This window comes from Nitrospiraceae bacterium (genome assembly GCA_019637075.1).
Lineage (GTDB): Bacteria > Nitrospirota > Nitrospiria > Nitrospirales > Nitrospiraceae > JAHBWI01.
In genome coordinates this window covers 505,578-528,821 of sequence record JAHBWI010000002.1, presented here as the reverse complement: position 1 = coordinate 528,821, position 23,244 = coordinate 505,578, and the positions used below count along the sequence as shown (strand labels likewise).

General features: G+C 62.5%; 21 protein-coding genes. 18 read left to right on the top strand and 3 right to left on the bottom strand.

What is annotated here, in order from left to right; all coding sequences use genetic code 11:
- Window positions 1-10 precede the first annotated feature (10 nt).
- Window positions 11-190 (top strand): DUF1328 domain-containing protein, encoded by a 180-nt coding sequence (locus KF814_06745; protein MBX3235831.1) that lies wholly within the window; start codon window positions 11-13, stop codon window positions 188-190.
- 20 nt (window positions 191-210) lie between these two features.
- Here KF814_06745 and KF814_06740 read toward each other — a convergent pair whose 3' ends face one another.
- Window positions 211-1,959: a DUF2207 domain-containing protein gene (locus KF814_06740; protein ID MBX3235830.1), complete on the bottom strand. Its 1,749-nt coding sequence runs from the start codon at window positions 1,957-1,959 to the stop codon at window positions 211-213.
- 17 nt (window positions 1,960-1,976) lie between these two features.
- The gene (locus tag KF814_06735) at window positions 1,977-2,525 is read right to left on the bottom strand and encodes a LemA family protein (protein MBX3235829.1); all 549 of its coding nucleotides are present in this window, start codon (window positions 2,523-2,525) and stop codon (window positions 1,977-1,979) included.
- A 189-nt stretch (window positions 2,526-2,714) separates the two neighbouring features.
- Here KF814_06735 and KF814_06730 point away from each other — a divergent pair, with 189 nt between their 5' ends.
- The 4 genes from KF814_06730 (at window position 2,715) to KF814_06715 (ending at window position 7,654) form a co-directional block, all read left to right on the top strand.
- Window positions 2,715-3,041, top strand: coding sequence for a hypothetical protein (locus KF814_06730; protein ID MBX3235828.1), 327 nt, complete (start codon window positions 2,715-2,717; stop codon window positions 3,039-3,041).
- A gap of 60 nt (window positions 3,042-3,101) precedes the next feature.
- Entirely contained in the window at window positions 3,102-3,611 is a 510-nt protein-coding gene (locus KF814_06725) for a DUF4188 domain-containing protein (GenBank protein ID MBX3235827.1), read from the top strand.
- Window positions 3,608-4,147: a hypothetical protein gene (locus KF814_06720; GenBank protein ID MBX3235826.1), complete on the top strand. Its 540-nt coding sequence runs from the start codon at window positions 3,608-3,610 to the stop codon at window positions 4,145-4,147. Before KF814_06725 ends, KF814_06720 begins: the two co-directional genes overlap by 4 nt.
- A 381-nt stretch (window positions 4,148-4,528) precedes the next feature.
- Window positions 4,529-7,654 carry a sigma 54-interacting transcriptional regulator gene (locus KF814_06715; protein MBX3235825.1) on the top strand — a complete coding sequence of 1,042 codons (3,126 nt, stop codon included), beginning with the start codon at window positions 4,529-4,531 and terminating at the stop codon, window positions 7,652-7,654.
- Between the two features lie 99 nt (window positions 7,655-7,753).
- Here KF814_06715 and KF814_06710 read toward each other — a convergent pair whose 3' ends face one another.
- Complete coding sequence (locus KF814_06710; protein ID MBX3235824.1) at window positions 7,754-8,050, bottom strand: hypothetical protein; 297 nt, start codon at window positions 8,048-8,050, stop codon at window positions 7,754-7,756.
- 128 nt (window positions 8,051-8,178) lie between these two features.
- Here KF814_06710 and KF814_06705 point away from each other — a divergent pair, with 128 nt between their 5' ends.
- The 13 genes from KF814_06705 (at window position 8,179) to KF814_06645 (ending at window position 23,111) form a co-directional block, all read left to right on the top strand.
- Entirely contained in the window at window positions 8,179-9,438 is a 1,260-nt protein-coding gene (locus KF814_06705) for an NAD(P)/FAD-dependent oxidoreductase (protein MBX3235823.1), read from the top strand.
- A 216-nt stretch (window positions 9,439-9,654) separates the two neighbouring features.
- Complete coding sequence (locus KF814_06700) at window positions 9,655-10,779, top strand: efflux RND transporter periplasmic adaptor subunit (GenBank protein ID MBX3235822.1); 1,125 nt, start codon at window positions 9,655-9,657, stop codon at window positions 10,777-10,779.
- A gap of 23 nt (window positions 10,780-10,802) precedes the next feature.
- The gene (locus KF814_06695) at window positions 10,803-13,886 is read left to right on the top strand and encodes an efflux RND transporter permease subunit (protein ID MBX3235821.1); all 3,084 of its coding nucleotides are present in this window, start codon (window positions 10,803-10,805) and stop codon (window positions 13,884-13,886) included.
- A 37-nt stretch (window positions 13,887-13,923) separates the two neighbouring features.
- Window positions 13,924-14,232, top strand: a complete 309-nt coding sequence (locus KF814_06690; GenBank protein ID MBX3235820.1) for a hypothetical protein — start codon at window positions 13,924-13,926, stop codon at window positions 14,230-14,232.
- Window positions 14,222-15,673, top strand: coding sequence for an efflux transporter outer membrane subunit (locus KF814_06685; GenBank protein ID MBX3235819.1), 1,452 nt, complete (start codon window positions 14,222-14,224; stop codon window positions 15,671-15,673). Before KF814_06690 ends, KF814_06685 begins: the two co-directional genes overlap by 11 nt.
- A 112-nt stretch (window positions 15,674-15,785) precedes the next feature.
- Window positions 15,786-16,769 (top strand): hypothetical protein, encoded by a 984-nt coding sequence (locus tag KF814_06680; GenBank protein MBX3235818.1) that lies wholly within the window; start codon window positions 15,786-15,788, stop codon window positions 16,767-16,769.
- A gap of 172 nt (window positions 16,770-16,941) precedes the next feature.
- Window positions 16,942-17,658 carry a Crp/Fnr family transcriptional regulator gene (locus KF814_06675; protein ID MBX3235817.1) on the top strand — a complete coding sequence of 239 codons (717 nt, stop codon included), beginning with the start codon at window positions 16,942-16,944 and terminating at the stop codon, window positions 17,656-17,658.
- 200 nt (window positions 17,659-17,858) lie between these two features.
- Entirely contained in the window at window positions 17,859-18,509 is a 651-nt protein-coding gene (locus KF814_06670; protein MBX3235816.1) for a hypothetical protein, read from the top strand.
- Window positions 18,510-19,201: 692 nt separating this feature from the next.
- Window positions 19,202-20,470, top strand: a complete 1,269-nt coding sequence (locus tag KF814_06665) for an RNA polymerase sigma factor (protein MBX3235815.1) — start codon at window positions 19,202-19,204, stop codon at window positions 20,468-20,470.
- A gap of 163 nt (window positions 20,471-20,633) precedes the next feature.
- Window positions 20,634-21,047, top strand: a complete 414-nt coding sequence (locus KF814_06660; protein MBX3235814.1) for a VOC family protein — start codon at window positions 20,634-20,636, stop codon at window positions 21,045-21,047.
- 39 nt (window positions 21,048-21,086) lie between these two features.
- Entirely contained in the window at window positions 21,087-21,443 is a 357-nt protein-coding gene (locus KF814_06655) for a YciI family protein (GenBank protein ID MBX3235813.1), read from the top strand.
- A 34-nt stretch (window positions 21,444-21,477) separates the two neighbouring features.
- Window positions 21,478-21,837, top strand: coding sequence for a YciI family protein (locus KF814_06650; protein MBX3235812.1), 360 nt, complete (start codon window positions 21,478-21,480; stop codon window positions 21,835-21,837).
- Window positions 21,838-21,929: 92 nt separating this feature from the next.
- Entirely contained in the window at window positions 21,930-23,111 is a 1,182-nt protein-coding gene (locus KF814_06645) for an exo-alpha-sialidase (GenBank protein MBX3235811.1), read from the top strand.
- Window positions 23,112-23,244: the final 133 nt, after the last annotated feature.

Genomic DNA, 23,244 nt, shown 5'->3' with positions numbered 1-23,244 from the left:
GGAGGTTGCCATGTTTCTCAAGTGGGCCGCCATTTTCTTCGTGATCGCGATGGCTGCCGCCGGCATGGGATTCGGTGGTATTGCCGAAGGCGCGGCCGAGATTGCCCAGATCCTGTTCTATATCTTCCTAGCTATCTGCGGCGCTTTTCTGGTTGCGGCGCTCTTTGTCGGCGGCAAGCTGGCATCGTGAGGCCACGGGGGCGGCCTGCATCAGAACCCGCGGCCGCCTCCGCCGCCGAAGCCTCCGCCGGATGATCCGCCGCTGAAACCCGAGCCGCCGGAACTTCTCGGCGCCGACGTCATTGTCGATCCGGTCCGCGACGCCAGATCGCTCATGCGACTGGTGAATCCGCGCATATTGAACTGCGCGAGGTCGCTGCCCTGGTACCAAGCGGGGGCGGCCGTGACGATGGATTCGAACGCGCGGGCCCAATTGGTCTCCACGCCGAGTGCCATCGCATAAGGGAGAAATTTCTCGAACAGCTCCGGCGTCTTGACCACACGCTCGAAACGGTCGGCCTCGACCCGAGTCAGAAACTCCTCAAAGCCCAGCACCGATTCCAAGGTACGTGTCCCTTTGACGGTTCGCGCCGGCATGATGCGGCCGAACCCCGCCACGATCATTCCGGAGAGAATACCGGAGATGAAAAAGGTCGGCGGGGCGATGCCCCAGCTGTCGGCGACGGCGGCGAGTGCGAACGTGAGCACCAGTCCCAGTAGGCCTCCGGCGAGGTAATAGTTTTCCTTCACCTTGTCAGGTCGCTGCGCATAGTAGGCGTGAGTTTGGAGTGAGTCGAAAATCGCATTGCGGATTCCCGGCAACGACCGGTAGAACTTGTTCTCGAGGCTGCTGAGTGCGACCTCGTCTTGGTTTTCATCCGTGAAGAGAGCTTCGAGGAGGAGCCGCTCGTGTTTATGAAGACGTGCCCACTCCTTCCTCGGTGCGCTGCGATGAAAGAGATAGTCCGTGCCGGTCCAGAGACCGAAGAGTTGGGGAGTCTTGAGTTCCCGAATGCCGAGGTATCCGCGCACGGCAAGATCCACGAGGGTGGCGGTGATGTCCCGCACGTCCGGGCTCTCGTCTGAGAGCGTGCCGATCTCTGCCGGCGTCAGCCGGTCCGGCGGCTCGTAGGCCACCGCGATCGGACGCAGGCGCGGATCCCGCCCTCTCGTCCACCAGAGCCGGAACATCACCGCCAGCACGAACAGTGGAATGGCGAGCGGCCAATTTGCACGGGCAAACATGGTCGTCCGGTCCATCGGCGTGGGCGCTGTCACCAGCCCCTTGTCCCACCCGATCACGGCCGTGAGTCCCTCGCGGAATCCGAGCGGGCGGGTCATGATCATCGTGATGCGAGAACCCTCGATGGAGACCGTCGCGGCCTCTTCCCGCGCCCCATAGGCGCCGGTAAAGGCCTGGGCCCGCACGCCGGTGGCATTCGGCGGGAGCAGGATGCGCGCCGAAGCCTGTTCGATCGGGACATCCCACTCATCGCCGGTGACGTTCCAGTAGAGCTCGTCGTGGTCTTCGAAAAATTTCAGCCCGTTGCGGACGCGATACTTCAGCACGAACGTGCAGGTGGCGTCGTTCGCGCCGGGAATCCAAATGCGAAAATTCCGGTAGTGCCGCTCCCGGCTGCTTTCGAGCTTGAGCGGGGTGCCCTGCTCGTCGGTGGCAGTGACGTCGTCGAGCAACAATGCGTAGGAGAACCCTTGCGGGGTGCGGTATTCAACGGGGATCAGACGCTCGATGCCGTTCCAGGATCCTTCGAAGCGGGGACTCACCGTTTCGGTGACGAGCAGATCGCCGTTCGGGAGGACTTGCAGGTCCACGTCGAAGCGGCTGAGTACGAAGGATCGTGCATCGGCGGGGAGGCGTTGGCCGAAAAGTGCGAGGCACAGCGCGGCAATGAACAGGGTCGAACGGAGAAGCTCGAGGATGGGCCTTGTTGCCACCATGACCGGCGGTGGAAATCTTAGAACTGCACGCGCGGCGGTTCGCGCTGGACGTTGTCGGTCAATTCGAAAAATTGCCGGCCCATGAACCCGAACCATTGCGCGATGAAGTTGGTCGGGATCTCCAGTCGCTTGGCGTTGTAATCACGCACGACTGCGTTGTAGTAGCGGCGCGCGTTCTGAAGCGCGTCTTCTATCTGATTCAGGCTGCCCTGTAATTGGTTAAAGGCCTCGACGGCGCGCAACTGCGGGTAGGCCTCCGCCAGCGCGAAGAGCGAACGCAACGACTGCGTGAGTTGGTTCTCTGCCGCTGCCTTGGCCTCGGGCCCCTGGGCGGCCATGGCCTTGGCCCTGGCATTGATCACGGCTTCGAGCGCGCCTTTTTCATGCGCGGCGTAGGCCTTGACCGTTTCGACGAGGTTGGGAATCAGGTCGTAGCGACGCTTGAGTTGCACGTCGATGTCGGCCCAGGCGCTTTCGCAAGCCGCTCGTAGCCGGACAAGCTGGTTGTACATCCCGATGACGATCAGCACGAGCACGATCAGTACAATGAGAATGATCCAACCCATCGAGATCTCCTTCTTCAGCCGCCTGCGGCGGTTCGCCCGGCGGAATGATAGCCTGGGCTGGTGCGGCTGTAAAGCCGCGGGCCTGCGTGACTTTCCTAATGGCTCCAGGTATCCTCCACTCGCATATGAGACCTATCGCACGGGCGTTGGCTCACGAGGGTCCTGGTATTTTCCCCCAAGGAGGATTCTATGGTTCAGGGCAACGGGCGTTGTGGGATCACTGCGGTCATGCTGCTACTCTGTCTCATGGGCGGCGGCGCCGCGTGGGTTCCCGGCGTGCGCGCCGAGGAAGCGACGGTCGATGCCAATAGTCCCGACGCGATCAGACAGACCCTCGACCAGCAGCAGGGCAAACGGGTGAAGGTCAAGTTGGTTTCCGGGCAGGATCTCGACGGTAAGGTGGCGAAGGTCGGGACCCACGTACTGGTGCTCAGCGAGTTGTCCGGGATGGAGTTCTTCGATGCCACCGTGCGGCTGGATCAGGTGGCTGCGGTGATCGTGCGCCGCAGCAAATGATCCTCGAGTCCGGTGCGCGTCCTCCCGACCGGGGCGCGTGTCAGTCGACTGGAGACGAATATGTCCGACCCCGTCTTGCGTAGAACCGTCGATCTCTCCGGCTTTCCGGATTTGGTGGTCATCTACCTCGGGATGAGGGTCAACCGCTGGACGGGGTTGAAGACGCTCTTCGGGTTCGGTCCGAAGATCGCCGAGTCGGTGGAAGCCAGGCCCGATGGTCTTCTCCTCCATGAGAACCTTGTCTGGTCGCTGCTGCCTCCCCATGTCGGCATGAGACAATACTGGCGGGATTTCGACTCCCTTGAACGCTGGGCGCGCTCCGATCCCCACCGGCAGTGGTGGCAGCGGTTCCTTCGTAATACCGGAGGGACGGGATTCTGGCACGAGACCTACTTCATGCGAGGCGGGATGGAAGCGGTGTACAACGACATCCTGCAAGAGATCGGGTTTCTGCGCTTTGCGCCGGTGCAGGCAGCCAAAGGGGCGATGTTCACGGCCAGAAGCCGAGCGGGACGAGCCGGTGATTCGGCATTGCCGCCGGCGGTGACGGAACAAGAGTTGGATCGGTGACCGGCTCGTCCTCAAGCCTGCTCCTCCGCAAGCTTGAGGGTGGGGATCGCCGGTCGATCGGAGGGTCGGGTCTGGTTGTGGCGGAGGTGCTGGCCGACCCTGCCCTCTTTGACGAACTCTTCTCCGGGCTGCGCTCGCTTGATCCCGTGGTGCGTATTCGGACGGCGGATGCGCTGGAGAAGGTCACGGCGACCCGTCCCGATCTTCTCCGTCCATACAAGCGTGATCTTTTGGGCCCGTTCTCGGAGAGTGCGGACAAGGAAATCCGATGGCACGTTGCTCAAATGTTGCCGCGGGTTCGATGGAGCCGCCGAGAGCGCAGCCTTGTGTATGAGATCCTGCGCGCATATCTCCGGGATTCCAGCAGCATTGTGAAGACGTGCGCCATGCAGGCCTTGGTCGATCTCACGGCGCAGGCGCCTGACCTTCGCTCCCCCGTGTTGCGACTGGTTCGACGGTTGACGACCAGCGGCACACCTGCGATGCGGGCTCGCGGGCGAAGACTGTTGACGGCGCCCGCGCGGGTCCGGTCGTAAGCGCCTTCCGGTCGCTCAGGCCGGATTTTCGGAGAGGACAATCCTGGCAGTGGTCTCGAGGGCAGCCGTCCTCGGCCGCGCGGTACGAGCCGCACCTCGGGGCATTTTTGTTCCAGCTGCTTCCGGAGCAGGATCAGCCTGGCTTCGAAGTTATCCTTCCACTCGGGCAAGCCCAGCCGACCGTCCATCCGCAGTTCGCGATTCATAAATTCCACCCGCTCCCTACGCCTTAATCTGTTTCTTCCCTGACGTGAAAACCGCCGCGCCGCATTTTACGCAGGGCATGACCTGGGAGTTTGAAGTGCGAGAGCGATTTGTCGCAGCCAAGGCGGTAGTTGCATAGCCACCCGGTCGGGCTTTTATACTATGACGATGCGCGACATGAGCATAACCGGTATTCAACCATCCCTGGTCGATCAACGAGCGGCCCTGCTGCAGGTGGCCGAAGCCATCGCCACGCACCGCGATCTACCCTCGCTCTTCCGCGACCTCGCGCAGCGGTTGCCGGGCGTGGCGCCGTTCGACTTTATCGGCCTCGTCCTCCACGAGCCCTCAAAACATGTGATGCGGGTGCATGTGTTGGAAACGGTCGGGCTGCAGCGGACGACGAGCAAGCTCGACGGGATGCAGATCCCGGTGGAGGAATCCGCCAGCGGTTGGGTGTGGAGCCATCAGCGGCCGTTGATCATTCCGTCACTGGCGGAGGAGATCCGCTTCCAGGTTGGAATGGGCGCGCTTCGCGACATCGGCGTTCGCTCTCTCTGTCTGTTCCCGCTGACGACGGCCATGCGCCGGCTGGGTGCCATCGGATTCGGCAGCGTGAAACCGTTTGCCTTCGACGAAGGGAGCGTTGCATTCCTAAATCAGGTCGCCAAGCTGGTCGCGGTGGCGGTGGACAACGTGCTGCATCATCAGGACGTCGTTCACCAGCGCGATCGCTTGCGTCTGCTCTTGGAAGTAACGGAGTCGATCGCCGCGCACCGTGATCTCACGTTGTTGCTCCAGGATTTGGCCGATCGACTGCCGGACATCGTGCCCTTCGATTTCATCAATGCTGTCTTGCACGATGCAGACCGCGACGTGATGCGTTTGTGGCTGTTGGTGTCGGCGACGCCGTCAACCATCAAGCCCGGATTGGAAACGCCGGTCGAGCAGTCGCCGGGCGGATTCGTGTGGAAGACTCAGCAGCCGCTGACGGTCGACGACGTGCTCAAGGAGGAACGCTTCCCGAATTTGATGGCGCTGTTCCGCGAAAACGGCGTGCGCTCTTTTTGTGTGGTGCCGCTTACGACGGCGCAGCGCCGTCTCGGGGCCATGGGCTTCGGCAGTTTGCAGGCCCGGGCCTATCAGGAATCCGAAATCGCCTTCATGCAGCACGTGGCCAAGCAGGTGGCCGTTGCGCTGGATAACGCGCTCCACTCCAAGACGGCGATCGAGTACCAAGGCCAATTGACCAGGGAACGGGATCGCCAACGACTGTTGCTCGAAGTCAACAACGCCGTGGTCTCGCATCTCAATCTCGAGGAGTTGTTCAAGGCGGTGAGCGAGTGCCTGCGGCGGGTGATCCAGCATGATGGGTCGAGCTTGCTGCTGTTCAACAGCGAGACCGGTCAGTGGCGCATCCATGTGCTGGACTTCGAGCGGAATGAAAGCTTCATCGAGGAGGGACTGGCGGAGGAGTGCACCCAGTCTCCGTCCTGCCGGGCGATCACCTCGGGCCGGCCGGCGATGTTCGGGGAAGCGGACCTGCGGGAGATGGCGAAATCATCCCCGATCGCCCAGGAGTTGTTGGATTGCGGCCTTCGGTCCTTCTGTTCCGTTCCGCTCCTGTCTCACAGCCGTACGCTGGGGGCGCTGAACGTAGGGCGCCGCAGGGACGACGGGTTTGCGCAGGAGGATATCGACCTGCTGAGTCAGGTCGCACGGCAGATCGCGATCGCCGTCGACAACGCTCTGAATTACGAGCGGGCCCAGCAGGCCCAGCGAGAATTGGCCCGGGAACGCGACCGCCAACGGCTGCTCCTGGAAATCAACAATGCCGTCGTGCTGCACCTGGAGTTGCGCGAATTGTTCGCCTCGATTACGGCCAGCATTCGGCGTGTGATGAAGGCGGATGTGGTCAGCCTGACGCTCCTGGATCAGGACACCAACCAGCTCAAACTGTACGCGCTCGACTTCCCAGGGAGGAAAGGCTTCATCGAAGAAGGCACGACCTGCATGCTCTGTGGGTGTCCGTCGTCGACCGCCATCACGCGGCGCATGCCGGTGGTGTTGGGGTCTGAGGATCTCGGGCAGTCGGAGAGTACGGTGTCCAAGCGCCTGGTGGCGGAAGGGGTCCGGTCCGCCTGTTGCGTGCCGCTGCTGTTGGGGGATCGCACGTTGGGCGGGTTGAACATCGGCAGCCTGCAGGAAGGCGCTTTCACCACGGCCGATGCGGAGCTCTTGGGCGCGGTGGCCAAGCAGATCGCCCTCGCCGTGGCCAATTCACTCGCCTACCAGGAGATTGCCGGGCTCAAGGACAAACTGGCAAAGGAAAAGGTCTATCTTCAGGAAGAAATACAGACCGAATACAATTTCGAGGAAATCATCGGCGACAGCCGCGCGCTCAAGCAGGTGCTCAAGGAAGTGCAGACGGTCGCCGTGACCGATTCGACCGTGTTGATTCTCGGTGAGACGGGGAGCGGCAAGGAGCTGATCGCGCGGGCGTTGCACAATTTGAGCGACCGCCGGGACCGCACGTTCGTGAAGCTCAACTGCGCCGCGATTCCGACCGGGTTGTTGGAGAGCGAGCTGTTCGGCCACGAAAAGGGCGCCTTCACGGGCGCGATCGCGACCAAGGTGGGCCGGTTCGAACTGGCCGACGGCGGCACGATCTTTCTTGACGAGGTCGGGGAAATCCCGTTGGAGCTGCAGGTGAAGCTGCTGCGGGTACTCCAGGAACAGGAATTCGAGCGATTGGGCGGTACCAGGACCCTCCGTGTGAACGTGCGGGTCATCGCGGCGACCAATCGGGACCTCGGTCACATGGTGGAGGAACAGAAGTTCCGCAGCGATCTGTACTACCGGCTCAAGGTGTTTCCGATTATGGTGCCTCCCCTGCGCGATCGTGTGGAAGATGTTCCCCTGCTGGTCCGGCACTTCGCCCAGAAATTCGCGACCAGGATGAAGAAGCGGATCGACGCGGTCCCCGCTGCAGCCATGAAGGCGCTGCAAACCTACCCTTGGCCCGGCAACGTCCGGGAACTTGAAAACTTCATCGAGCGTGCCGTGATCCTGTCATCCGGCTCGGACCTGTTCGTGCCCATGGCCGAACTGAAGCGGCCGACTCAGCTCCAGCAGGCGCCCGTCGCCACGCTCGAGGCGGCGGAGCGCGAGCATGTGCTGAAAGCGCTGCGTGAGAGCAACTGGGTCATCGGCGGCGCGCAGGGGGCCGCCACCAAGCTTGGCATGAAGCGCACCACCCTCCAGTCAAAGATGCAGAAGCTCGGCATCTCGCGACCGGCCTAGGAAGGGTAAATAGCGTGAAATGTGAGACGTCGGACGCGAGACGCTCATCCAACAACCCTGTCTCCCGTTTCTCGTTTCACGTATTCATGATCCTTGCTGCTAGTTTCCCGCATCGAGCGGCAGTCTCACCAGTTTTGTAATCTTCCCGTCTCCATTCAGCTCGAGGCTCACATGGTCCCCGACCTTGATGTCCCGCAGCAGGCTGCGGTCTATCACCGGGAGGAGCCAGGAATCCCCCTTCGGCATCCGCAGGGAAATTGACGCTGCGTCCGAATCGATGGCGAGCACGGTCCCGCCGATCAAGGTCGTGCCCGTCGCGGTGAGGTTGCCGCCTAGAACCACAAGCAACGCGAGGCCTAGAACGAGATAGAAGTGAGTGGGTGCATATCTCATCATCCGCCTCCTTTGTCGGCTCAACAATACGACACCATCCTCCCTTTCATACCGACCTCGGGGCAGGAAAGAAAACTGGGAACATCCCCAGGGGCATCGACCCAGGTAACGCGATAAGGTAGAGAAGGACTATGTCCCGCATGCGTGTGGTGATTATCGGAGGGGGGTTCGGAGGGCTGGCCGTCGCGCAGAGGTTGCGGCGAGCCGATGTGGACATCACCTTGATCGACCGCACGAACCATCACCTCTTCCAGCCCTTGCTCTACCAGGTGGCGACTGCGGCGCTCTCGCCCGGTGATATTGCCTGGCCCCTGCGGACCATTTTCCGCTCGCAGCCGAACATTCGGGTCGTGATGGGAGAAGCGCAAGGCATCGATCCTCTCGGCAGGCAGGTTCAGGTCACGGACCAGCCTCCAATTCCGTTCGATGCGTTGATCGTCGCGGTCGGATCACGACATGCCTACTTCAATCGTCCAGACTGGGAAAGGTTTGCCCCCGGATTGAAGACGCTTGCTGACGCCATTGCCTTGCGCGCGCGCATGCTGTCGGCCTTCGAGCAGGTGGAGCGTCAAGCTGCGACGACGATGGGTGCGACTCCGTTGACCTTCGTGATCGTGGGCGGGGGACCGACCGGAGTGGAGCTGGCCGGGGCCATGGCGGAGATCGGCCGAAACGCCATGTTGCCGGATTTCCCGTTTTTCCGACGACAAGGGGTGAGGATTTTGCTCGTGGAGGCAGGATCAAGGATCCTTTCCGGATTTGCCCCCGATCTCTCTGCGAAAGCGAAGGCTGCGCTGGAGTCGTTGGGCGTCACCGTCCTCCTCAACCAAGCGGTACGCGAAGTCGGCCCGAAGGGAGTGGTGCTGGGCGGGCAGGTCATCGAAACCAACCATATCATTTGGGCGGCCGGCAATCGCGCTTCTCCGCTCCTGTCCTCACTTCAGGTTCCCTTGGACAAGGCCGGGCGGGTCCTTGTACGCCCCGACCTGACGGTTCCGAACGACGAATGGGTGTTTGTAATCGGCGATGCCGCGGCCGTTCATGATGGACAAGGACAGCCGCTTCCAGGCTTGGCTCCTGTGGCCATGCAGGAAGGACGGTATGTGGCCGCGGTGATTGCGGAACGGAAACTGCCGGCGAAGCGGGCAGCCTTTCGCTATGCCGACCGTGGGACGTTGGCCACCATTGGGCGCGCGAAAGCCGTGGCTCAGTTCGGAACAATTCACGTCTCCGGGGTCTGGGCCTGGCTGCTCTGGTGTACGGTGCATATCTTCTTCCTGATCGGCTTCCGTAACCGGTTCAGGGTCATCTCCGAATGGATCTGGTTCTACCTCACGTTCAAGCCCGGCGCGCGATTGATCTATCAATCTCAGGAAACCGACCGCTCCTGATCGCTTCTCTGCAGAAGCGCGCCGATATTTCGGCGTCTGCCGAATAGGCGGCAGTCACGCCTCGTCACGGTGGGTGACGGAAATCTCCTGGCGGCAAAATCCACAGGGCGTCCGGGCCTTTTCTCAACGAGTTAGAGCGGGCAGGCGAGATAATTGTGTGCTGGAACGCCGCTTGCTCGATCCTTTGCCAAGACAGTTTAGCGGAGGAGATTCACCATGAATCGTCGAGTCGTCGGATCATCGCTGCTGCTGGCTCTGGTCGTGGGGACGGGCATGGGGTTGGCGGCGTGGAAATATGGAAACCTCCAAGGCAGTGCGTCCGCAGCGGCGCATCAACTGGAGCCGATGGAATCGGTCGCGGTCGCCGCCGCAAAGGAAGTCGAGCATCATCGCAGCGCGACGGCGATCGGGACGGTGCTGGCGTTGCGGTCGATCACCCTGCAGAACGAGTTGGCGGGAACCGTGAGCCAAGTGCGGTTCCAGCCGGGACAGATCGTCGAAGCCGGGTCGGTCTTAGTGGCGCTCGACGTGTCCGTCGAAGAGGCGGATCTCAAGGCTCAGCAGGCGCAGGCGGTGTTGGCGCGGACCGTGCTCGAACGGCGGCGCGCATTGAACCAAGATCTTGCGGCGGCGCAGGAAGAAGTGGATCGGGCTCGAGCCGACTTGGATGTGGCATTGGCCCAGATCGCCCGCACGAAGGCCATCATTGCCCGCAAGACCATTAGTGCGCCGTTTCGCGCCAAGGTCGGGTTGGCCGACGTGCATCAGGGCCAATACCTCAACGAAGGCACGCAAATCACGACGCTGCAGGGCATCGATGACGCGGTCCACGTGGATTTCGCGGTGCCTCAACATGTCGCGGCCGAATTGCGCGAAGGGTCGCCCGTGGATGTCTACGCAACCGGCAGCCCCATCGCGATCCCGGCAAAGATCGTCGCGCTCGATGCGCGGATCGACCCTGCCACCCGCAACTCCATGGTGCGCGCCAGAATCGAGCAGGCTTCGATGGCCCCATCGCCCGGCGCCGCCGTCCGGATTCGAATCGCGGTCGGGGCGTCGAAAAGGGCCGTGACGGTCCCGGTGAATGCGCTCCGGAAAGGGCCTGCCGGCGACCAGGTCTTCGTGATCGAGTCTGATGGGGAAGGGAAGTCCCGCGCCCATGTGCGGCGGGTCGAGAGCGGCTCCATGCTCGGCGACGACATCGTGATCCAGGGAGGTCTGGCGGCAGGCGAACTGGTGGCGGCCTCCGGCTCCTTCAAGTTGCGCGAGGGGGTGCTCGTGGCCTCAGCCGGTGCGCCTACGACGGGACCGAAGCAAGATCAATTGCTCAGCGAACGCTGAGAACGAACCACGGGAGCCTGGCCATGCGATCGCTCACCGATATCTTCATCAAGCACCCCGTGTTGGCGATCGTCGTCAACCTCGTGCTCGTGCTCGTCGGTTGGCGGGCCCTCACGACGCTGCCGGTGCAGCAATATCCGAAGATCGAGAGTTCCTCAGTCATCATCACGACCGTCTACTACGGCGCCAGCGCCGAGACCGTGCGGGGCTTTCTGACGACACCGATCGAACGTGTCGTATCCGCCATCAGCGGCGTGGATTACGTCGACTCGACCAGCCGGGCCGGCTTGAGCACCGTCACCGTGCATCTCAAGCTGAATCACAACAGCACGGCCGCCCTGGCGGAAGTGACCGCGCGGCTGCAACAGGTTCGGTCGGAACTGCCGGCCGAAGCGGAGCCGCCGGCGATCGAGGTGCAACGAGCCGACCGGCCCTACGCGTCGTTCTATCTGAGCTTTACGTCCGATGAACGGAGTGTGCCGGCCGTGACCGACTGGCTGTTGCGGAGCCTGCAACCGCAGTTCGCAACGTTGTCGGGTGTGCAGCGTGTGACGATCGAGGGTGGCCGCCAGATCGCGATGCGTGTCTGGATCGATCCGGATCGGCTCGCCGCGTTCAACCTGTCCCCCGGCGACGTGCAGGGGGCCCTGCGCCGCAACAATTACCTCGCCGCGGTCGGTCGGACCAAGGGCAATCTCGTGCAGGTCAACTTGCTCGCCAATACCGACCTGCGTTCCACCGAGGAATTCGAGGAACTCATCGTCTCGGAACGCGGGGGCGCGATCATTCGCCTCAAGGACGTGGCGCGGGTCGAGCGCGGAGCGGAAGAGGCCGAGATGGTGGCCAAGTATAGCCGGATGGAAGGAGTCTATCTCGGCATCTGGCCGGTGCCCGGCGCCAACGAGATCGACGTGGCCCATCGGTTGCGGGACGAAATGGAGCGCATCCGCCCGACGTTGCCCAAGGACATCGAAATGCAGTTGGTGTGGGACGGCACCATGTTCATGCGGAGCGCGTTGGCCGAGATCACCAAGACGCTCGGCGAAACGATCCTGATCGTCGCCACGGTGGTCTTCCTCTTCATGGGCTCGCTGCGGACGGCGTTGGTGCCCCTCGTGGCCATGCCCGTGTCCCTGATCGGCGCCGCGCTGTTCATGTATGCGTTCGGCTTCAGCCTCAATCTCCTGACGATCCTGGCGATCGTGTTGGCGGTGGGGCTGGTGGTCGATGACGCCATCGTGGTCGTGGAGAATGTCGAGCGGCATGTGCGGGAAGGGAAGACGAGGCTGCAGGCCGCGCTGGTCGGCGCGCGCGAACTGGTGGGGCCGATCATTGCAATGACGATCACGCTGGCGACGGTCTATGCGCCGATCGGCTTTCAGGGCGGCCTGACCGGTTCGTTGTTTCTCGAGTTCGCCATGACGCTCGCGGCGGCGGTCGTGCTGTCCGGTGTCGTGGCCGTCACACTGTCTCCGGTGATGAGTTCGCGCTTCGTCCATTTGGAAGGCCAAGGAGGGCGTCTGACGCGGCTGGTCAATCACGCGTTCGACGGCGTGCGGCGGGTCTATGCCCATCTGCTCGACGGCGCCTTGGAAATCCGGTGGGCGATTGTGGCGGTGTCGTTGCTCATTATGCTGGCGGCCTGGCCCCTCTACCAGTTCTCGCGTCAGGAACTGGCGCCGGTGGAAGATCAGAGCCACATCAGCCTGTTCATGGAAGCGTCACCCGATTCGACCGTGGCCGCCACGAACCAGGATTCGTTGAACGTGGTTCAGGCCGTCACCTCGTTTCCCGAGGCTCGGTTCATGTGGTCGCTCACTTCGTCGTGGGGTGGGTTCGGCGGCTTGGTGGCCAAGGATTGGCGCGAGCGGACCCGCTCGACCGAGCTGATGTATGGGGAGGTCTACGGAGCGATCTCGCAGATCCCGGGGCTTCGGGTGTTCCCTCGATTGGATCCGCCCTTGCCCACGCCGGGCCAGTACGATGTCGAATTGATCCTCGAGAGCGAAGCGCCGGCCGAGCAACTGCTCGAGACCGTGGGGGCCGTGCTCGGAGCCGGATGGCGGAGCGGCAAGTTCCTGTACGTGGACACCGACCTGAAGGTGGACCTGCCGGAGGCGCGGGTCGTGTTGGATCGCGAACGATTGGCGGACCTGGGGCTCGATCTGGCCGGAGTCGGTCGGGAATTGGGCACGATGCTCGGCGGGGCCTACGTCAATCGGTTCAACTTCTACGATCGCAGCTACAAGGTGATTCCGCAGATCGACGACAAGGACCGAGCCACGCTCGATCCCCTGCTCGATCTGAAGATCAAGACGGCGGGCGGGCAACTCGTGCCGGTCTCGACGTTCACGCACATCGAAACCAGCACCGCGCCGCGGACGCTGAATCGATTCCAGCAGCGCAACGCCGTCAAGGTATTCGGCGGGGTGAAGCCGGGCATCACCAAGGAAGAGGGACTGCGGGTGCTCGAGGAAGCCGCGGCGGCGGCAACCGGTCCGCGCGTGGCGATCGACTATGCCGGCGAGTCGCGGCAAATCCGTCACGAGGGCTCGGCCTTGACCGTCACACTCGGGTTTGCCGTCGTACTCATTTATCTGGTGCTGGCGGCCCAATTCCAGAGCTTCCGTGATCCGTTGATCGTGCTCTTGGGGTCGGTGCCCCTCGCGATTTCGGGCGCGTTGGTATTCAGCTTCCTGGACCTGACCACCATCAACATCTATTCGCAGGTGGGTCTGATTACGCTGGTGGGGTTGATCGCGAAGAACGGCATCCTGATCGTGGAGTTCGCCAACACCCTGCAGGAGCGCGGTCTGCCGAAAATGGCGGCGCTGCGCGAAGCGGCGCTGACGCGTCTGCGTCCCGTGTTGATGACCTCGGCCGCCACGGTGTTCGGGCACTTGCCGTTGGTGTTGGTGTCGGGACCGGGCGCCGCCGCCAGGAACAGTATCGGGATGGTGCTGGTGACGGGGATGACCGTCGGCACGCTGTTTACGTTGTTCGTCGTGCCGGTCTTCTACTCAGTGATCGCGGCCCAGCGGGAGCCGCAGCGTGAGGCGGAAGCGGTCGAGTCGCAGGATCTCGTGCTTGCGCCTGCGAAGGCGTAACGGACGGAACAAGACGGAGACGACGAGACATCGGACCATGCTGAAGATCTCAACGCACAAGACCAACGGCTCGGCCCGACTCACGTTGGAAGGCCGGTTGACCGGGCCATGGGTGTATGAACTGGAGCAGGCTTGGCAGACGGTGCGACCTTCGACGCCGGTGCCGCCTGAAATCGATTTGACCGGCGTGACCTTCATCGCCGAGGAAGGGCGGACACTCTTGAATCGCATGTGGCAGCAGGGCGCGGTGTTCATCGCCAAAGGCTGCTGCACAGGGCATATGGTGGATGAGATCACAGGGGCGAGACGGAGCCGCCGGTTTCAAGGGGGCGAACATGAGTTCTGAGATCACGCGAACAGTCTTGGGATTTTTAGCGGCGGGCCTTGTATCGGCCGGATGCGCCGTCGGGCCTGACTACAAGCGCCCGGATGTCACGACGCCGGCCTCGTTCAAGGAGGCGACGGCCGTGAAGGATACAGAGTCCTTCGCCAATCTGCCCTGGTGGAATCTGCTCAAGGATCAGGAACTCCAACGTTTGATACGGACCGCGCTGGAGGGCAACAAGGATCTCACGCGAGCCGTGGCGTCGGTGGAGGAGTTTCAAGCGCGGCTGTTCGTGGCCAAGATGGATTTCGCGCCGAAGGCCGACGTGACCGGGAACGCGCCGGCGTTCGGGCGCAAGGCGCAGTTTCTGTTTCCCGGCTTCCCCAATCCCTTCAATTATTACCTGCAGGGGAACTTGTCGTGGGAACTCGACATCTGGGGCCGCATCCGACGTTCCAACGAGGCCGCGCGCGGCGATCTGTTGGCGCGCGAAGAAGCGAGGCGGGCCGTGGTGCTCCAACTCGTCAGCGGTGTGGCGGAGGCCTATTTCGATCTGCGGCAATTCGACATGCAGCTCGATGTGGCGACGCGGACGTTGGCTTCCTGGGAGGAATCCGTCCGGATCGCCCAAGCGCGGCTGCGGCAGGGCATGATCTCGAAGATCGACGCAGACCAGTTCGAGGCCGAGCGGGCCAATGCGGCGGCACGGGTGGCGGAGCTCACCAGGCAGACGGTGCAGAAGGAAAACCAACTGAGCGTGCTGCTTGGACGGAATCCCGGCTCGATTGCGCGGGGCCAGTCGCTGACCGAGCAGGCCCTGCCCCCCGACATTCCGGCCGGACTTCCTTCGGAGCTGTTGCAGCGGAGACCGGATCTCGTACAGGCCGAGCAGGAATTAGCTGCGGCGACTGCGCGCATCGGGGTGGCGAAGGCGGATCGCTTTCCCAAGCTGAGCATCACCGGCATCCTTGGTGTCGCCAGCCCGCAACTCTCGCGATTGGCGGCGAACGAAACAGCCTTCGGGGTGGCGGGGCCGAGCGTGGCGGGGCCATTGCTGAATGCGCAAGTCCTGGGATTTCAGCAGGAGGCGGTCGAGGCACAGATGCGCCAGGCCTTGGCGCAGTATGAGCAATCCATCCTCGTTGCGTTTCGCGAGGTGGAGGACGCGCTGGTTGCGGTGCGCACGGCGCGGGATCAGCGTGGCGCGCAAGCGGTACAAGTCGAGGCCTTGCGGTCAGCCCTGCGGCTCGCGACGCTTCGTTATAAAGGTGGGCTGGCGAATTATCTGGATGTCCTGATCGCGCAGCGGAACCTGTTCGATGCGGAGCTCTCGCTGACGAGTACGCACCGGCTCCATCTTGTGTCGGTGATTCAGCTCTATAAGGCGTTGGGGGGCGGGTGGTCCCCGGAGGACGTCGCTCAGCAAAAGCCCGGGCGGTCGGTGGAGGTCGGCAAGGGGTGATGGTCTCGGTTCAGGCGAGGCAGAGCTGGTGTTGCCGGTGGAAGGGGCGAGATGAAGCCGAATGATTGCGCGATCGGAGTGCGATGGGACTGCCGGATGGATGGGAACTGGAATGAGGCATCTGTGCGCAAAACGTATGGCAGGCGTGCTGCGATGGATCGCCCTCGCTATCCTGCTGGTCAACGCCTCGCAGGTGACGTCGGCGCGCGCCGACGCCATCGCTCCCAGCGTGCATTGGGGCGCAATCGGCTATCCTGATTCGGAGCCGCATCTGCTGGGAGGGGCGACGTTCAATCGGTTCACCGAGCTGACGCACGACGGCAAGCGATTCGGGAACGCCAACGAAACGGCGGGATTCAATTTTGCCACGCTGATCTGGAATCAGCCGTTGCGCGCGGCAACCGACTGGGTCGCCAATTTCAGTGTCGGAGCCGGATCGACCTATCCGGAGCCGACGAGGTCGCTGCAGAACGGGTTCGCACATCCACTGCTCCGCAATGAATCTGTCCCGATTGGGAGACATCGCGAGGAGCCGGATTTCATGGTCGATGGCTCCTTGACCCGTTGGTTTACGCTGCTGGGTCAACCTTCCGCAGGCTTCGCGGGGCTGGGATTCTCGACGGGCTCTCTCTACCACGAAGCCTCAGCAGGGGTGGGCCTTCGCCGACTCTCGGCGGCACGAGCGTTGGAGCCGCTGGTCGGCAAGAGCGATCTGCTCGAGACGCTGTCCCGCTATGTGCGCTTCTCGGCGATGGGTCGGTACGGGCGGCTGTTCGGCGGAGCGGCCTATGGGGATGCCGTCATCGCGGACCATTCCTGGCTGGGACAGGCCTCGATTTCCTTCGCCGCCTATGGGGATGGGGCTGCAAGACCTGACTGGGAATTGGAGTTTGCCGCCACCATCGATTCGGGCCTGTTTACCACACTCGGGGGCCATGCGGTCGAGCGGCGTTTCGGCTCCATCGCCCTCCGCTTTCCCTACGGGGTCGTGGAAACCTGGAATGACTGGCTGGGCGGCACCGACAGCGGGCCGACCTTCGGCCTCCAGGTGATGTTCGATCTCGGCCGCCTCTATACCCTGGCGACGGCTCCATGAATCCTCCCCCAGGGACCTGGGACATTGGCGAGCTGCGGGGATTCCCACCTGGAAGGGTTGGCTGATCAAGAGCGAAAGACCGTCGGGCCGTAAGTCGGTGCGGTCGTCTGGCCTCCCAAGGGGGTGGTTATTTGCCCGTCCCCCCGGTACAATCTCCACTCACGAGGTGGCTATGATCTACACGGCGATGAATTTCGGCGACCATCGGCATTGTGAGGCCCTCTCGGGCTGCTTTCGCGGAAAACTCTGCGATCAACTCACGAACCGTCCAGGCCATCTGGTTGCCAAGGGTGAACTCGTCTACGGACTCGGCGAGTCGGCCCAAAGCGTGTTTTTTCTTCGGCAGGGCTTGGTAAAGCTGACGTCATTGACCGAAGACGGCCGCGAACTGATCCTGCGCCTCCATCAAGCCGGCGACGTGTTCGGCGAACTCTGCCACTGTACGGGCGAGCGGCGCGAGCAGGCCGTGGCGATGGAAGACTGCGACGTGGTGGAACTCGGCTTCGAGGAATTCATCGCGCATCTCCAGACCAACCGGCCGGCCTTCATGTTGTTTCTCTCCAACGTGGCGCAGCAGCTCTCCGCGGCGTACGAACAGATCCAGACTCTGTCGTTCGGCACGACCATGGATCGCCTGGCTCGAACCCTGGGCCGGTTGGCTGAAGACTTCGGGGAAGCCGAAGGCGAGTGGGTACGGTTGACCCATTACTTCCGTCAGGACGAGCTGGCGCAAATGATCGGGGCCCGGCGAGAGGTGGTTTCGACTCTGCTCAACCAGCTACGCGAACAGGGCGTGGTGTCCTACGACCGGAAGAACACGCTGCTCGTCAAGCGGGCCGGGTTGGAACGCATCACGGCGGCCTCCGACAAGACTCCCGCGCGCCTGTAGTCCTCAGGCCGGTCTTTTTCTTCCCTTGTTATCCCGCTAACAGACAATCCCGCACCCGTTCCCTATGCTTGCCGACCAGTGCAACAGTCGGCCTTGTGCCGACCCGATGAGCGCGCTCCTGCTTGCGGTCTTCCGCGTGAGGCAGGCGGAGCAGCCGTCGTTTTATTGGCTGTGTCGTTCAACCACAAGGGGTGTGTGCCATGCGTACTCAATTGCTCGTTGGGGCCCTGTCTCTGTTTGTGCTTTCCACGGCTGCCTGCTCGACCACCGGGGGAGCGTCGGCGTCTTCCGGAGCAGCGGCTGCTGCCAAATCCGCGAAGGTGACCGAAACCAAGGCGGCGCTGCGCGACCTTTGGCTGGGTCATATCGTCTCGATCCGAAACGTCGCGGTGGCGACGATGGACAAGAACGCATCGGCCCGTGAGGCGGCCGAACAGACGGTGGTGGCGAACGCCCAACAGATCGCCGGCTCCATCGAGCCGTTCTATGGAAAGCCTGCGTCGGACAAGCTCTTCACGCTGCTGGCCGGTCACTACGGCGCGGTCCGCGAGCACCTGGATGCGACCGCGGCAGGCGATGCGGCCGGGCAAGATCTTGCGGTGAAACACTTGACGTCGAACGCAGGAGAAATTTCCGCATTCTTGAGCGGTGCCAATCCGAACTGGCCCAAGGACACGGTCATGAGCCTGCTGACGGCCCATGCCGCCCATCACCTGACGCAGTTCCAGCAGCTGAAGGACGCGGATTATGTGCGGGAGGCGGAGACGTGGCGCGGCATGAAGTCCCACATCTATGTGGTGGCGGATGCGCTCACCGATGGTCTGGCCGCGCAGTTCCCGAATAAGTTCTGAGAAAAGGCGAGGCATAGCGGTCCCGAAGGTGGCCGGCATGCGCTCGATGCTCCGACGGCGATCGGAGGCCGGTAGTCGACAGCCGGGCGTCGCTTCTGCGCGCCCGGCTGTTCGGTTTTCTTCTCAGGGGATTGGGCGGAGCCGTTTCGGCTCGGGTCATCAGATGCGGCCGAGTCCGGCCTCGCTCAGCTTCTCTCAGACCGTCCGAAGATCCTGCCGCAGCGGGCCCATGATGGCAACGCGCCGGCCTATCGCGGCCGGTGCGCGGGCTGAGGTGAATCGGGTCGTGCCGGCTTCCGTGAGTCCGAAGATTCGTGTCATGAGACCGAGAGATCGTTCGGTGTGCTCTCCGGGCACGGAATTCACGCCGATGCTGTCGTTCCGTATGCGACATAGTCCCATCATGTGAGACGACGATCGGCAGGACTGCGATTCGACGGGGATGTCCATCGAATGGGAGACGTCAATGCCATGGCTGTATCGCTGTCGATAAGGTTTGTATTGCATGAGATTCAGCGGCAGGGAGGTTCCGCCCGGAGCGCGATGTATCCCACCATTTTGGTTCTGCCTCGTCCGTACTGACTTTCCCTGCGCCCCGTGCTATCCATGTGGCTTGTTCCTCGGACGAATGGCGTCTAGGGACTGAACGGGCACGTCGGCCTTTCTCCCCCTGCGAGAGGCAGTATCACATCATGAGCCAAGATCCCGCAGGCCAGGTGCGTGATCGTGTCGAAGCGATTTATCGTGAGGAATCGCGGCAAGTCCTCGCGACGCTGATTCGTCTGCTCGGCGATTTCGATGCGGCAGAAGAAGCGCTGCACGAGGCCTTTACGGTCGCCGTCGAGCAATGGGACAGGGACGGCATTCCGGCGAACCCCCGCGCCTGGCTGGTCTCCACCGGCCGTTTCAAAGCCATCGACGCCATGAGACGCCGTGCCCGCTTCGACGCTTCCCTAGAAGACCTTGCCAGGCAACTCGAATCCGCCACGGCCGGTTTCGACATGGAAGCTCCCGACGGGCCGTCGGTGGAAGACGACCGACTGCGGCTGATTTTTACCTGCTGCCACCCGGCCTTGACGCCGGAAGCGCAGATCGCGATGACCATGCGGGAGGTCTGCGGGCTCACGACCGAAGAGATCGCGCGGGCGTTCCTCACGAAACCGGCGACCATTGCCCAACGGATCGTGCGGGCCAAGGGCAAAATTCGCGACGCGCGCATCCCCTATGAAGTGCCTCCGCAAGAGGAGTTGCCGGGGCGATTGGACGCGGTCTTGCGCGTCGTCTACCTCGTCTTCAACGAGGGCTATTCGGCTTCCTCCGGGGACGCCCTGACCCGACACGATCTCTCAGGAGAGGCCATTCGCCTCGCACGGGTGCTGGTGCAACTCCTTCCGGATCCGGAGGCCATCGGATTGCTCGCCCTCCTGCTCCTGCAGGATTCGCGGCGCGATGCGCGTGCGTCCGAATCGGGTGACGTGATTCTGCTCGAGGACCAGGATCGAACGCGGTGGAATCGGGACCAAATCGCCGAGGGGACGGCGCTCGTGCAGCGGGCGCTGTCGATGGGAGAAGTGGGTCCCTACAGCATTCAATCGGCCATCGCCTCAACCCATGCCCAAGCGCCGACTGCTGCCGCCACGGATTGGGGGCGCATCGTCGGTCTGTATGATTTGCTCCTCCAGGCCGAGCCGTCTCCGATCGTCGAACTCAACCGCGCCGTGGCAGTCGCCATGCGTGACGGTCCTGCGGCCGGATTGGCCCTCATAGAGGGACTGCTCGCGCGAGGGGAACTGACGAGCTACCACCTGGCCCATGCGGCAAAGGCGGACCTGTGCCGACGGTTGGGACAGGTCGAGGAGGCCAGCCGCTCATACGAACGGGCCCTCAGCCTGACCCAACAGGAACCGGAGCGGCGGTTTCTCGAGCGCCGGCTGCTGGAACTGGCCGGCCGCCGTGCCTAATGCAGCTTGAGCGGTTGCATAACCTATTGAACAATCGAGGAAGACGATTATTTATCGAAAAATAATCGAGCCTTGTCGATTTCGGCCTTGGCCGACGACTATCTTGTGAAACGGGTGAGCATGCCAAGGAACGTCACGAGGTCATAACCGGGGGGAGGATGCCATGGCGAAGCCGAAGCAACAGCGAAAGAAACCGACCACAAAAATTCCGGCCAGTATCTGCTGGTTTGAGGTGCCGGCCGATGATATCGCGCGGGCCAAGAAATTTTACGGCGGGCTCTTCGGGTGGACCTTTGCGAAGATTCCGGCAGCGATCAATGATTACTGGCATATCGACACCGCAGGAAAGGATGCTTCGCCGGACGGCGGATTGATGCCGCGCATGCATCCGGGGCAAGGCATCACCAATTATGTGGCGGTGCCGTCGGTGAACCGGGCCGTGGCGAAAGTCGAGAAGCTCGGCGGCTCGGTGTGCAAGGCGAAGACTGAAGTGCCGGGCATGGGCTACTTCGCCGTCTGCGAGGACACGGAAGGCAATACCTTCGCCTTGTGGGAGCCGATGCAGCGGAAGGCCTAGGCAGGCTTCTAGTGTCCGTTCTGCAAGAGGGAGGGGAAAATGAAATACCTGTGCCTGGTGTATATGCAAGAAAAAGATCTGCAGGCCATGTCGGAGGCTGAACGGAAATTGCTGTCGGATGAGGCGATGGCCTATTGCGACGCGCTGGCGAAGCAGGGCGAAATGCTGTCGGCGTCGCCGTTGTATCCGGTAGAAACGGCAACCACCGTTCGTGTCCGCAACGGCAAGGTCTCGACGACCGACGGGCCGTTTGCTGAAACGAAGGAGCAACTCGGGGGGTATTTGCTGATCGATGTGCGAGATCTGAACGACGCCTTGCGGATCGCGGCGAAATTCCCCGGCGCGAAATACGGCAGCATCGAGGTCCGGCCCATCAAGGAAGATGGTTGCGCCTGATCGCTGATTCAGCCGAACGGCATGGGAGCCAACGATGAAATTTATCCTGTTGGTGCATCACGACGAAACGGTGTTTGAACAATTCGACGAGGGGCGAAAGCGCTCGTTGCTGTCGGACTCCATCGGGCTTTGCCACCAGTTGGATAAGCAGGGGCAGTATGTGCACGCCTCGCCGGTGCATCCGGCTGCGACGGCGACATTAGTCCGGGTGAAGGATGGCAAGGCGGTGGTCACGGACGGGCCGTTTATCGAAACGCGCGAGCAGATGGCGGGATACTTCTTGATCGAAGCGAAGGATCACGCAGAAGCCGTGTCGATCGCGGCCCGCGTGCCTGGAGCGACCATCGGAACAGTGGAAGTCCGGCCGGTGCGTGAAGTGACGGGTTTGCCATGAAGCGTGAAGAAAACTCGCTCACTGCCTCTTGGGAAACACGAGCTACGAATCTCGAACGACGAGATACGACTTCAAAGAGGAAGGAGCCTGATATGAGCGGCGTACGAGTGTTGGTGGGAACGAAAAAGGGAGCGTTCGTTTTGTCCTCGGATGGAACACGCAAGAAGTGGGACGTGCAGGGGCCCCTGTGGGGTGGGTGGGAAATTTATCACCTGACCGGTTCGCCCGCCGACCCCGATCGGCTCTATGCGTCCCAGACGAGTAGTTGGTTCGGGCAGGTGATTCAACGGTCGGACGACGGCGGGAAGACCTGGAATCCTCCGGGGACGAAACCCGAGGATCTGATGGGGCCAGACGGCATGCCGAAGGGCGAGAGCAACATGTTCCTCTACGACCAGTCCGCGGAAACCGGCAAGCCGCTCACGACGCACCAGCATTACGACGGCACACAGCGTCCCTGGGAGTTCAAACGTGTCTGGCACCTGGAGCCATCCCCCACGGAGCCCGACACGGTCTATGCCGGCGTCGAGGACGCGGCGCTGTTCAAATCGACGGACGGGGGGCGAACCTGGAAGGAACTGGCCGGGTTGCGCAGCGCCAAGGGAAAGCTCTGGCAGCCCGGCGCCGGCGGCATGTGTCTGCATACGATCCTGCTCGATCAACGGCAACCGAACCGCATGTTCGTGGCGATTTCGGCGGCCGGTACGTTTCGCAGCGAGGACGGCGGGCAGAGCTGGAAGCCGACGAACAAGGGTTTGCTCTCCAAATACGAGTTGCCGGACCCGGATGCGGAAGTCGGCCATTGCGTCCATCGCATCACCATGCATCCGTCCCGTCCGAATGTGCTGTTCATGCAGAAACATTGGGATGTCATGCGCAGCGACAACGGCGGCGATTCCTGGCACGAGGTCAGCGGGAATTTGCCGACCGATTTCGGATTTCCCGTCGCCGTGCATGCCCATGAGCCTGAGACGGTGTACGTCGTGCCGATCAAGAGCGACTCCGAGCATTATCCGCCGGACGGAAAGCTGCGCGTCTACCGCAGCAAGACCGGGGGCAACGAATGGGAGGCGCTGACCAAAGGCCTGCCGCAGGAACATTGCTACGTGAACATTCTCCGCGACGCGATGGCGGTGGATTCCTGCGATCCCTGCGGCATCTACTTCGGGACGACCGGGGGCCAGGTGTATGCGTCGGCAAATGGTGGCGACAGTTGGGCGCCGATTGTGGGTAATTTGCCGGGGGTTCTTTCCGTCGAGGTCCAAACCCTGTGACGGCTGCCGAAAATGGCCGCCAGCGGCGTTCTCAGTCGCGACTCTCACTGCGACGTACCCCAGAGGGTACGCCTCATTCGCGTCGCTCCCTGCGGCCTTGCTGAACAGCCATTTTGAGCAGCCTGTTCCGAAA